At 40.0% G+C, this 13,008-nt stretch carries 10 protein-coding genes; 3 read left to right on the top strand and 7 right to left on the bottom strand.

The window, feature by feature from the left end; all coding sequences use genetic code 11:
* The first annotated feature begins 6 nt into the window (after positions 1-6).
* The gene (locus QOL76_RS18160) at positions 7-771 is read left to right on the top strand and encodes a 3-keto-disaccharide hydrolase (RefSeq protein ID WP_283414380.1); all 765 of its coding nucleotides are present in this window, start codon (positions 7-9) and stop codon (positions 769-771) included.
* Positions 772-845: 74 nt separating this feature from the next.
* Complete coding sequence (locus tag QOL76_RS18165) at positions 846-2,186, top strand: Gfo/Idh/MocA family protein (RefSeq protein ID WP_283414381.1); 1,341 nt, start codon at positions 846-848, stop codon at positions 2,184-2,186.
* Between the two features lie 97 nt (positions 2,187-2,283).
* On the opposite strand, the gene QOL76_RS18170 is transcribed toward QOL76_RS18165, so the two are convergent.
* From QOL76_RS18170 to QOL76_RS18190, 5 genes are all read right to left on the bottom strand, one after another.
* Positions 2,284-2,673: a hypothetical protein gene (locus tag QOL76_RS18170; protein WP_283414382.1), complete on the bottom strand. Its 390-nt coding sequence runs from the start codon at positions 2,671-2,673 to the stop codon at positions 2,284-2,286.
* A gap of 26 nt (positions 2,674-2,699) precedes the next feature.
* Entirely contained in the window at positions 2,700-3,089 is a 390-nt protein-coding gene (locus QOL76_RS18175; RefSeq protein WP_283414383.1) for a hypothetical protein, read from the bottom strand.
* A gap of 192 nt (positions 3,090-3,281) precedes the next feature.
* Positions 3,282-3,776, bottom strand: a complete 495-nt coding sequence (locus tag QOL76_RS18180) for a DUF937 domain-containing protein (protein ID WP_283414384.1) — start codon at positions 3,774-3,776, stop codon at positions 3,282-3,284.
* 147 nt (positions 3,777-3,923) lie between these two features.
* Positions 3,924-4,445, bottom strand: a complete 522-nt coding sequence (locus QOL76_RS18185; RefSeq protein ID WP_283414385.1) for a CAP domain-containing protein — start codon at positions 4,443-4,445, stop codon at positions 3,924-3,926.
* 6 nt (positions 4,446-4,451) lie between these two features.
* Entirely contained in the window at positions 4,452-4,592 is a 141-nt protein-coding gene (locus QOL76_RS18190) for a hypothetical protein (RefSeq protein WP_283414386.1), read from the bottom strand.
* 722 nt (positions 4,593-5,314) lie between these two features.
* Here QOL76_RS18190 and QOL76_RS18195 point away from each other — a divergent pair.
* A complete protein-coding gene (locus tag QOL76_RS18195; protein ID WP_283414387.1) occupies positions 5,315-10,657 on the top strand; it encodes a DUF7379 domain-containing protein in 5,343 nt (1,780 codons plus the stop codon).
* Positions 10,658-10,661: 4 nt separating this feature from the next.
* Here QOL76_RS18195 and QOL76_RS18200 read toward each other — a convergent pair whose 3' ends face one another.
* Positions 10,662-12,221: a glycoside hydrolase family 99-like domain-containing protein gene (locus QOL76_RS18200; RefSeq protein WP_283414388.1), complete on the bottom strand. Its 1,560-nt coding sequence runs from the start codon at positions 12,219-12,221 to the stop codon at positions 10,662-10,664.
* A 71-nt stretch (positions 12,222-12,292) separates the two neighbouring features.
* Complete coding sequence (locus tag QOL76_RS18205; protein WP_283414389.1) at positions 12,293-12,832, bottom strand: GNAT family N-acetyltransferase; 540 nt, start codon at positions 12,830-12,832, stop codon at positions 12,293-12,295.
* Between the last annotated feature and the right edge of the window lie 176 nt (positions 12,833-13,008).

A 13,008-nucleotide genomic window follows, 5' to 3' on the forward strand; every position in this document is an offset into this window, starting at 1 on the left:
AACCTTATGAAAAAGAGAATTTTCTCGCTAGCTATTACTGCTAGTGCATTGACTTTGAGTTCAATAGCAGTTGCCCAAGATAAAACACCTCCACCTATGAGACCGGAGGCTACTGAATTTTACACTCCTGTGCCACCTAAAGTTACCCCAGGAGCAAATAACACAGCTCCTCCCTCTGATGCCATCGTGCTTTTCGATGGAACCAGTTTAAATGGGTTTGTAAGTGCAAATGACGGTTCCCCTGCTGGATGGACGATTGAAAATGGAGAATTAGTGGTTACCAAAGGTAAAGGAGATATCAAATCTAAAATACCTTTTGGCGATGCACAATACCACGTAGAATGGTCAGCCCCAACAGAAATTGTGGGCGAAGGACAGGGCAGGGGAAACTCTGGTTTTTTCTTGATGGGAATGTATGAAGTACAGGTTCTGGATAGCTACGAAAGTAAGACTTATACTAATGGACAAGCTGGAAGTATTTATAAGCAGTATCCTCCTCTTGCAATGGCATTGAGACCAGCCGGTGAATGGAATTATTACGATATTATTTTCAAAGCACCCCGTTTCAATAAGGATGGTATTGTTACTTCTCCAGCTACTGTTACAGTTATTATGAATGGTGTGGTAGTTCAAAATCATGTGACCTTGAAAGGTCCTACCGAATACATCGGTATTCCAAACTATAAAGCACATCCTGAGAAGCTTCCAATTAAGCTTCAAGATCACGGCAACCCAGTTAGATTTAGAAATATCTGGGTTCGAGAACTTTAATCAATTGATATATAAATAGCAGTTAATTTAATTAACTGCTATTTTTTTGTCTATACTCAATAACCCAAAATGCTATGTCATCAAGAAGAAAATTTATTCAAAACACCATGTTGTTGGGTGCAGGTTTGGGAATGCCTCAAATTCTAACTGCATCCGATTTTGGCCGATTTACTAGAAAAATCAAGGCTTCTGATCAACTTAACTATGGCCTGATTGGCTGCAAAGGCATGGGTTGGTCTAATATGAATGCACACCTTAAAATGCCTCAAGTGAATTGCGTTGCCTTGGCAGATGTGGATCAAAGCGTACTAGATCAGCGGACAGAGGATGTTTTTAAACTGCGGGGTACCCGCCCAAAGCAGTACAAAGATTACAGAAAGCTGCTCGAGGATCCGGATATAGATATCGTGATCATTGGGACTCCAGATCACTGGCATTGCCTAATTATGTGCGACGCGGTTTCTGCTGGTAAAAATGTTTACGTAGAAAAGCCAATTGCCAATACCATTGAAGAATGTCAGTTGATGGTAAAAGCTCAGGAGCGTTACGGTAAAGTGGTGCAGGTAGGACAGTGGCAGCGTTCCGGTTCTCAATACGCAGAAGCAATTGATTATGTTAAATCCGGGAAACTAGGTCAGATTCGATTGGTGAAATGCTGGGCATACCAAGGCTGGATGAAACCGGTTCCTGTATTGCCAAATGGTCCGGCACCAGATGGAGTAGATTATAAAATGTGGCTAGGACCTGCTCCAGAGCGACCGTTCAATCCAAATCGTTTTCACTTCAATTTCCGCTGGTTTTGGGACTATGCCGGTGGGTTGATGACCGACTGGGGAGTACATGAAATAGATATTGCGTTATATGCGATGGGAGTTTCTGCGCCGAAATCTGTAATGGCCTCAGGAGGTAAATTTGCTTATCCAAATGATGCATCTGAGACGCCTGATACCTTGCAAACAGTGTATGAATACGATGGCTTTAATATGCTCTGGGAACATGCTACAGGTATAGATGGAGGGAATTATGGAACGACCGAAGGTATTGCATTCATAGGGAATAATGCCACACTGGTGGTGAATAGAGGAGGGTGGAAGGTGATTCCTGAAACTGAAACAGTGGATGGAAATAGAGTTCCAAAAGTAGAAGAAGTTCCTCATACCAAAGGTGTAGGAAATGCTTTGGATTTACATGCTGTCAACTTCGTGGAAGCTGTTAAGGCCAATGATCCAAGCCTTCTCAATTGTGCAATTCAGACGGGTAGTGTAGCGGCTATCAATGCCCAAATGGGAAACATTGCTTACAAAACCGGAGAGAAAGTATATTGGAATGCAGCTAAAAATCAATTTACCTCGTCCGCTGCGAATGACTTGATGAAAGCCCATTATCATAATGGCTGGGAACTTCCGAAAGTTTAGTTGAAAATCTGATAGTCCGCAATTTCTTCTACTTTGAACCAAAAAAAGCCATGGAATTTTGATTCCATGGCTTTTACTTTTTTCAGTAGCAAACCCTTTAAAAGGCTAGGGCAGCAAGCCCAAGTTTACTTTTAAGTGGATTAATAGATTTTAGAATCTGTCCAGAATACTTCTTGAATAAATCATTGCCTAATATGTCAGTGAGGATTTTAGCATGCTTGCTTTTCAAGCCTAGAAATGCAGCTTTCTTATCATCATCAGATTTTCCGCTTTTGTCTATATCCATCAGTTCATCTACAAAACTGGAGTTTTCTTTAGTCAGCTTTGATTTCTGATCTGATGATAGATCGAGCCCATCCGTATTATTCAATATTCCCAATACCTGAGAAGTTAGATCCATTTTTGGCACTTTCAATCCTTGGGCGTTAACATTTCCAGCTAGGATAAAGAGCAATGCAAACCCTAGGATAAATTTCAATTTGTGCATAATAGTATAGTTTAGTTAAAATGTTTTTACAGGACAAACTTAGCCAATTTGTATTTTGTCGTAAACGGACGTATTTGTTTTTTTATCTTTTTGCGGTATTCTTTAACGGTTTTTTCTCCAAGGATACTTTCAAACATGGAATTTTGCTCTTTAGCAAGACCAGAGATTTTGGCTATTTTCTTATCGTCTGATTCATCACTTCCTGCTATGCCTATTACCTTATCGAAAAAGGAAGAGTTGCTTTTGCTCAACTTATCTTTTTGATCTTTAGTTATTCCTAAATCGTCACCTGGAGCGAAAGCACCCAGCATATCCTTTTTGAAATCAGGGGTAGGTAACTTGATAGTTTGCGACGAGGCTTGAAAGCTGATAGCCGCTAGAAGAAAGATAAAGGCTGTAATTAGGTTAGTTTTCATAAGAATTAATTTTATGTATATCCGCTTTTGTGCCCGTATGAAGTCAAGAGCGAAAAAGGATAGGTTAAACTTAAGGATTGAGGCCGCTTCTGCCTGTCCCGCCAGTGCAGGGAGTCTTCGGTCATCGATTTTCAGGCCAGATTAGCAAAGAATTTAAAGTGACTGGCATCATCGCGGATAATCATTTTTATTTTACTTAAATAATCCCTTCCCCATATCCATCAGTCCACCTAGATCCATTCCTCCTTTGCCACCGCCTCCTAGAAGTGAGCCTAGTAAATCCGATGTCCCTACTTTACCTTGACCTCCCTGAAGTGAGGAAACAATAGACGACATGATGTCATTATTGTCCTGTGGGGCGTCATTTACACGCTTGTTGAAGAAATTCATTATCATAGGAAGCGCAGCTGCAGCAATTCCCATAGCTTGCTCCTTAGAGATGCCCAATTTGTCCATCAGGTTTTGAGATACATCGCCTTGAAGACTATTGATGACCGGGGCACCTGGAGAGGTTTCTTTTCCGGAAAACATTTCCATAATGGCATCTGTATCACCTGATGATACTCGTTTCTGAAGGCTATTCGTGAGAGAATCTTTGATGGCTGAGGCGCTTGCCTTGTCCTGATTCATTCCTTCAAGCATTTCTTGAAGCGGACCTTCCGCTAATTTTAACAATTGATCTAACATGATTTCAAAAATTTGTTTGATGTAATTTCTTTAAAATGGACTTAGATTCCAATTTAATTCCTTTTTAAAACATCTAAATTCTAGGAATGCTTACATGAAAAAGTAATAGTCAAGCTTAATGTATATAAACTGTAGAATTGGTATTGTTTATTTCCCACCAAAATTTTGAACCCCAATAAGGTAAGGAACATTGAAAAAATCCTTATTTCCATAAACACTAGCCCCACATCCTAACTTGGTGAAACGAGGATTTAGAATGCTCTTTCTGTGGCTGGGAGAATTCATCCACATCCTTACTGCTTCCTTAGCATAGCTAAGATAAGTATGCGGCAAAATCACCTCACGCTTTGAACTGGCATAAGTATACATTCCCCCAGATTTGGGAATATTGATTTCTCTACCATCCTGATATTGCAGACCAATACTTGAGCTAATATTCTCGCCCACTAGGACTGAGGGTAATCCTTCTAGTGCAAATCGATCATTGACAGTCTTTTTGCCTTTTACTAAACTTTCGTGGGAATAGAAATGAAAATTAACCATATCGGCAGCGTGACCTGAAGCAACTCTTTCAATAGCGTCCGAATGCTCAAAGGGAGGTAAACCATATTTGACTCGTTCCAAATTGGTCACATGAAACATCGCCGCTTGAAGTAGTCCTCTGTCCATCTTCTTTTAATTGATGGTTTGATAAACCGCTGCAAGCTGCAGAAACTCTTCTTGGGTAAAGCGTTTATAATCCGAAGGGATCCAGGTCTGAGCAGCCAAGGAATGGGCAAATAGAACAAATACTAGGAGTAGGAATCGGGTACGCAAGGAATACTAGTTTGGCGATTGTGTGGGATATATTCTGAAGAATAGACGATCACTAAGCCAAAATATTTTATGGGAATAGGTGGATTTGTTTGATATCGAACAAAATATCTGTTCAGAATCGTAACACGATGTTTTACTGGGCTCTACCTAGTGTGCTATTATTCAATTGTTTATAGTTTCAGTTGATACTATTTTCGCCAATTTGAGAAGGGTGTTTTGCACAAAAATGCAGGTGGACTTTTATGTCAGACGAGTATACCTTAATTTATTTACGATTAGAGATTTTTTAATAGGTACATCCGCTTTTCTACCAGAAAGGTGGCAAAAGCAATGCAAGACATTTTAAACTTGAGATTGAGGCCACTTCGGGTTTCGGTCCTCCAACCTGATAAGCAAAGAACCTAAGGTGACTGGCCTCATTACGGATAGTCATATTTTTTATAATCCGGTTTACTAGGATTTCACTTTTGTATTATTCTAGGTGATTTGCTTTAACTGCCAGATTATTTGGCATTAATGACATTTTTTAAGCAATAAATTTTAATTTGTAGGGAGTTTTCAGATTGGACTATCTGACGAAAATGTCCTGATTTTTCCATAGGTTTTTGAAAACTCCCAGATGATTTTTTTTCATCTCCAGCACAATACAAGGGCAAAGCACGATGAATATCTGCTTACCTAATTGAAATGTTTCAGTACTCTTAACCAAACAATTTTTACCTATGGCTACTTTGAAAATCAAGCTGAAAGGACAAGATCATTCTTCATTTCATAAAGGCGATGATAGCGGCTTCGAACTCTACCAATTTGCACAAGCTTTCACGATAGAAAGCCCAACGAGAGGCGACGTACCTGAGCAGGTCCTCGAACTAGATGAAAATCACATTGTTGAATTTGATTTTGAGGATGAGACTGTCTGGATGGGGGATAATGAGACTATTAAAACCCTATTCCCGTTGGAGGTAAAACGCTCTGCAGATGGAGATGAGCTCTACCTTCCAGATGAGCTGGAGTCTGATGAGCAGGATAGGGGCGTATTCAAAAAGATAGGGATTAAGCTCTTGAAAGTCTTCGTAAAAAAGAAGATTATTCAACCCAAAATTAAAGAATTGGCGAGAAACCTTGAGGATAAGCAATTGGCATTTACTGGGGAGGATTTCAAAAAGGTGAGGCATGGACTGTTAATAGCTTGTTCTCCCAAAATCGAACTTACTCCACTTAAATTTAGCAAGGATAATGTGGCTGAGCTAGATGTGAAAAGTCGGCATTTGCTCTTGCTTCACGGTACGGGGTCATCTACTGAAGGTTCCTTTGGGGAGCTAAAGGAATCCGATGAGTGGCTGAATTTGATTCAGAAATATGGTAAAGAGCATTTGATTGCTTTTCAGCACAGAACATTGACTACCAGTCCTCTTGAGAATATTCTTGAACTGGTTTTGAGTCTTCCTTCAGGTATTCAATTGGATCTTTTGAGTCATTCCCGTGGTGGATTATTGGCGGATTTATTGGCAAGATTTTCTACAAGTCCTGAGGGGTTTGATGAAATAGAAAAGGCCCTTTTAGATAAACATGAGAGGTCTTCAGATCTCAAAACAATTGCGGAAATCAGAGATATTCTTCAAGCGAAAAAAATAACCATTCGCTCGATGGTCCGAGTAGCCAGCCCGGCCAATGGTACCACACTAGCCTCAAGTCGTTTAAATATTTTCTTGAATGTGACATTCAACTTACTAGGCCTAGCGGTAGGTCATGTGGGCAACCCAATCTACGTTGCATTCAAGGAGTTTATCATGGAAGCTGTCGCCTGCAAAGATGACGTGGATATTTTGCCAGGTTTGGAAGCAATGAATCCCAAATCTCCTTTCATCAAAGCGATGAATTATCAGGCCTCCGACATTGAAATTAAGTTTCCACTTTTCGTGGTAGGCGGCAGTAGCGAATTGAGTTTGAGTTTTAAGACGCTGGTAGTGATTTTGGGTAAGTTTTTCTTTATGAAGAAAAATGACCTGGTAGTCGATACAGAAAGTATGAAATGGGGGGCAAGACGCTCCTCAGGAAATGTTGCTGTTTATATTCAGAAAAGCGGAGTTATCAATCACTTCAAATACTTTTCAAACCCAGATACTGTCAAAGCTTTGGTCACTGGCTTAGCTGCGGAAGTAGGGGATATTCCGGATAGTTTTGAATTGAAATTAGTTGATAAGGATAGAGGTGCAATAGAAATAGGAGCTTATAAAAAAGATAAGGTCTCTGGATCCCGGCCGATTGCTATTGTGATTCCTGGGATCATGGGGTCAAACATTGGCGAAAAGGATGAACTACTGTGGATTAATTATTGGCGATTCCTGAGGGGTGAATTAACTGGCTTGGCATATAATTCGGATTCAAAGTCTGGTTTATCTGCTCATTCATTGATCAAAACCTCCTACGGTAATTTGGGAGATAAACTTTCCGAGACCTATGATGTGGTTACCTTCCAATTTGATTGGAGAATTCCTTTGAAGAAAAGTGCTGAAGCCTTCAAGACTAAAATTGAGGAACTATTGGGCTTTAATCAACCCATTAAAATCGTAGCTCATAGCATGGGTGGAGTTTTGGTCAGGGATTTTATTGTTTATCATAAAGAAACCTGGCAAAAGCTCAATTCCTCTATTGGCTTCAGAGCTGTATTCCTGGGCTCACCACTGGGAGGTTCTTACCGAATTCCATATGTGCTTTTTGGCAAGGATAGCTTGATTCAACTTTTGGGTAAAATAGATATTAGACACTCTACAAAGGAGCTTCTGGAAGTGTTCTGCAATTTCCCTGGAATACTTAATCTCTTGCCAATGAGCAATAATACTCGACATGATTTCTCCGATAGGAACTTATGGGAGCGCATGCGAGCTGCTTCGGGTGATGAATCCTGGCCAATTCCTTCTGCAAAAGTTTTGGAGGAATTTGGAAAGCATCAAAAAGTCGTGTTAGACCACATGGACACCATTGATTATTCGAATATTACTTACATCGCAGGTCAAAGTGGAAAGAAAAGCTTCACAATTTCCAACCTAGATATTGAGGATGGTGAGCTAGTGTTCTCTGCCACAAATGCAGGAGATGAGAGTGTAACATGGATGTCAGGCATTCCAAAGGCTTTTCATGATAAAAACCAAGTTTACTATGCAAATGTGACGCATGGGGGACTTTCTAAGGAAAGGAGTCTTTTTGCTGCCATAGAAGATTTGTTGCTTTTTGGAAGCACTAAAAGGTTACAAAATAGCCTTCCTAAAACGCGTGGAGACGAAAAGGATTTTGCTCCTTCCGAAACTGAGGTATTTGATATCAGTGAAGAGAATGTGTTAAATACCATTTTGGGAATAGAAGAAGTAGCTGAAAAATGGCAGGAAGAAAAACCTATACTGGTATCCGTAAGCCATGGAGACTTGAAATATGCCAAGTACCCGGTGTTGGCAGGTCATTTTGAGTTTGATGCCATTCTTACCACAGAACATGCGATAGACCGTCAACTTGATGGAGAGCTTGCCAGATTACATGGATTAGGACTTTATCCGGGGCCTATCGGTACGAATCAGATTGTATTAAATGAAAACTTTACCAAATCAACCTTCAAAGGAGGTCTGATTATCGGCTTGGGCGTGCCTGGAGAATTATCAGGATTTGCCTTGATGAATTCGGTGGAGAAAGGCGTTGCTCGATACTTGACAATAAAAAAGGAAAATACTGATGTTCAAAATGATGGAGCTATTGCCGCAACTACTGGCATTTCAGTGATTGCTATCGCGAATGCCTATGGAGGTTTATCCACTGAGAGCTCTATTCGAGCTATTATTCTTGGTATTCAGCGTGCTAATAGAAATATTAAGTCCGTCTATAATGGAAAAATCAGAGGCATAGAGGAAATAGAAATTATCGAAATATTCAATGATAAAGCCTTGTCTATTTTGAAAACCATTCAGCGTTTAGAAGTGGATGATAGCAAAGAGTTTAATGTGGCTTTCAAAGAGAAGGGGTTAAACTACAAACTAGGCAGACGCTGGAGAATTCCTTATGAGAATACAAAGGACTGGTGGACTAGAGTGAGTGTATCCCATGAGTTGAAAATCAAAGAGCAGGGTGAGGTGGAAGAAGCTATTAAAATGTCCATTGCTTCTAACGGTGCAAGCGAAAAGGTAGAGTTTATGCCTGCTAGTGACAAGACCCTGGATGTACTGCTCAAGAGAATGACTTTGGAAAACCAATATTCCCCGGAAATAGCTAAAACAATGTTTGAGTTATTGATCCCATTTGAGTTTAAGGAAGAAGTAAAGCGTCTAAATAATGTCTCTTGGATATTGGATTTGCCTTCTGCAGAATATCCTTGGGAAATGATACAGGAAGATGTGGATGCAGTTCCGCTTTGTGTGCACACGGGTATGATTCGACAGTTGACCACCATGCAATTCCGTAAAAAAATAGCGCGAGTTACAGAGAAATCGGCTCTGGTTGTCGGTGATCCTGTTCTTGATAAGTTTATGCCACAGTTACCTGGAGCTAAACGTGAAGCAGAAGCTGTTGTCAATATTCTCAAAAAAAATGATTACCAAATTCAGAGTTTGATAAGTAGTACTGCCTCTAATATTATCCTTAAGCTTTTTTCCAGGAATCATAAGATCATACATCTTGCTGGTCACGGAGTATTCAAACACGGTCCAAATCACTCTACCGGAATGGTGATTGGCAATGATACATTCTTGACGCCTGCTCAAATAGCAGGAATGAGCTCTTCGGCAGAATTAGTATTTGTGAATTGCTGCTACCTAGGGTTGATGGATAGGGGATCGGAGGAAAGAAGTCAGTACAGGAATAAGTTCGCAGCAAATATTGGTACTCAGCTAATCAACAATGGTGCTCGGGCGGTAATAGTGGCTGGCTGGGCAGTGGATGATGCAGCTGCCTTGGAATTTTCTAAGCAATTCTATGAAAATATGTTTGATGGCCTTGGCTTTGGCGAAGCAGTAAAACGGGCTAGAAAAGTGATTTATAAGGATTACGGTCGAAGAACGAATACCTGGGGTGCTTTCCAATGTTATGGAGATCCATTCTACAAGCTGTCAGAAGATGGAGTTTGGAGAAATAACGATGATGAACTGCTCGTCTGTGAAGAGGTTGAAATTGAGCTTCAAAATACATTGGAGTCAATGGATGCTAATGAATATTATCATGATGGAGTGCTCAGCCGACTTGATTCAGTAGTTGATATAATGCAAAGCAGGAATATGCTTAATGATAGAATTCATGAGCTTTCTGCAAATATCTATGCGGGGCTTCAAGAATATGAGAAGTCTTGTAAGTGCTATGAGCAGCTCTTGAAATCCAAGAAATCAGCATTCACCATCAAGAGTTTTGAGCGGTATTGTAATACAAGTGTTAAGCTAGCACTTCAGCAATTTTCGTTGAAAAAGACAGGGCAAAAAGAGGCTGTGAAAATGATTGATAAAGTCATTGATGACCTAAGAGGATTGGCCAAGCATTTTGGGGAAAGTGCAGAGCGCTGGAGTTTGATTGGAAGTGCTTACAAACGGAAAATGCACATTCTACGTGATGCCCCAATTAGTGAATTATTGGAAGCAATGTCAGAGTCTATTAATGCCTATAAGCAAGCAAGTAAATTGTCTGATTATAAAGATGCCTATCCTCTTACCAATTGGTTGACAATTACTAGACTTCAACTTTTGTTGCAAGAGAAAGGTGGCCTGAAGAATATTGATTTGGAGGCTAGAAAGGCGATTCAAAGAATCTATGATGACTTAAAAAGCAGTGATCAGAAGTCTGATGATTTTTGGAAAATGGCTCATTATGTAAATATCATGTTAACTCATTTCCTGCTGGGGATTTCCGAGGCGAAGAAAGAAGATATTGTTAATGAATACCTGAAGCTTTGGAAGCTTGCAGGTAATAAAGGTCAAAAAATTGCAGAGTTAGAGCATTTTGAAATAGTTTCCTCGATGTTGGCAATAGTTAAATCTGAAGATAAATTGAAGTCGGACGTTAATGATATTATGAAAAAGCTTGAAGAATGTCTTTAGGAATTTAATTTCCAAAAACGGATTGAATAGCTTCTAGGTAATCAAATCCATGACCTTCAGTGGGTTCTATATAATTACCTTCCAAATATTCGTTCCAGCAACAAACCATCACCGTGTTACCATTGCTGGAACGATATTTTTTTGAAGTCTGCTGCGCTTCTTTGAGCATGGCGGTGAATGAGTTCTTATCGCTGTGAACTCGATCTTTTTGAGGTTCACTGGGAACGCCAGAAGGTTGTGGCCAAGTGCCACCAGCAGGTCGCATATCCCAACCCATGGCGGTAGGAACTTGGTATTCGAAACCCGGATCCTTTTTAAATTTCTCACTCCACATATTCCAATGACTTCTGTAAGTCTCTCGCATATCAGCATAAGACTTATTGTCTTTATTCATAAAGTTGTGATACACATAAGCAGTCATTCCTTCAAAACCCATACTCTTTAACCTTGGGACATATTCCTGAAGCAGTTGCTTTTTCTGATAAGTTCCACCTTCCCAAGGTTTCTGAGAATTGTTAGCTTTCCACTGAGTAGGAAGCCCGTAAGCTCGTTCATTTTCAAGCATAGGACCAGCTGTGACTGCTATAAACTTTATGCCTGGTAAATCTGCTTTTTTGGCTGTTGCCTGCGAGAGGTCCAATAAATCCTTCAATTTCAGCCCATAATAAGCCGCTCGAGACTCAGCATCTTGTGGAAAATAGAAGTAAACGATAGGTCGGCCATCTTTGCTTCTTAGATAATCCTCTCTACCAAAGTATTGATCTATCCAGAGTTGAGTGATTTTCTCATGTACTTTTAGGTATAGTTCTTTGTCTGGCTTCTCTCCTTCATAATTAGCTTTTCTAGCCAGCTCTTCAGGAGCTCCGATTTTTAGCCAGGTCATCCAGCGCTCATCACTGTCATCACACCAGTTTATCGCCCATTTCATTTGCTTTGTTTTCGGCAGGCTAGCATTAACTTTTAGCATGACTTCCAGTTGATCGCCCCATTCTACCAGGCCCGGAACTTCCACTCTTCCATCTCGCTTGCTGTCACTTTTCCATCCTTTTGGATAGTATATTTTTGATTGTGGCCCAAAGTTCAGATGGTAATAGTAGTTCCTGCCAAAAAACCAATCGTATGCAAAAAAGTCAATTCCATAACTCTTCATGTATTCCAGCTGTTTTTTGATGACTTCCGGATCATCTCTTTTATAAAAGCCCTTCAATTCCTTGATTGGTTTTCTATCCAAATAGGGGCCTTCGTAGGGATATTTGGCATTATAAATCCTTCCTTTTGGCCCCCAAATACCGCGGTTTTGTAAGCTCGAACAATCCTCTCTACCAGTAAGACAGGACCAGAAACTATCGCGATCCACAGCTGGATCAGGGGAGGTGTTCCAAGAAGGCATGAAAAAAACACCTACTTGCTCATCACCTTCAGTAAGTATAGCGTTGTTTGAGTTTGTAAAATTGGCAAAACTTGCTTGTTGACTAGAAGGACCTTCCGTATTTTCTTTAGCTAAAAAAAGTACTATGGAAACAGTAATGATCGCTAAAAGAGAAAAAAGGGCAGATTTTAGCATAATGGCTTTTTCTTAAAAATAATTGATTCTCCTTAGAATTTAAAACTATACGTTCGGTGGCAAACTCAAATTTAAGTTAAGGTTTTTCTTAAAATCTGAATTCCACGATACTTGGGAAGAAGATTTTCGTACTCAAGGTGATAGGTGAAAAGCCATTCAAACCCCATTTTTCTATAAAATTTTTGTGCTTGCAATTGGGTGTCCATCACCTCCAGCCACATGTACTTCATACCACGTTCTCGTGCAGTAGCTTCCACCATTTTCATAAGCCTGGCTGCAATTCCTTTCCCTTGGAACTCCTTGCTAATATAAATCCTGTGGAGGTGTAGGGAGTTTGGGAATTCAAATAAAGCCGGAGATTCTGGGTAATTATATTTCAAAATACCAATTTTCCAACCTTCAAAAAGCACGAAAAAATAATGGCTAGCTGGATTTTCCAAGTCTTTCTGATAAACTTCCGGATTATACATCTGCTCCAGATACCAGTCACCAGAGTCTGACCAAATATGTTTATACGAAGGAATATAAATATCCCGCATCAACTCAATAAGTTCAGGCTGGTCCTCTGCGGTGAGTTTTTGAATACTGATATCTTGGGTAAGCTTAATCATTCAGAAAGTCGAGAGTAGGTTGAGTAGGAATGAACGGCAAATTTGGGTGTTGAAAAGCTGTTAATTCTTATTCAAAGAAATGTAATTAGGCGGTATTGCCAAAATAATTTGGGAGAGAATTTATTCGGATTTTGAAACAAAAAAACTAAAACAAAAACCACAGCCTCTTTCGATGC

It is taken from the genome of Algoriphagus winogradskyi (assembly GCF_900182815.1).
In the GTDB taxonomy this organism is placed as follows: domain Bacteria; phylum Bacteroidota; class Bacteroidia; order Cytophagales; family Cyclobacteriaceae; genus Algoriphagus; species Algoriphagus winogradskyi.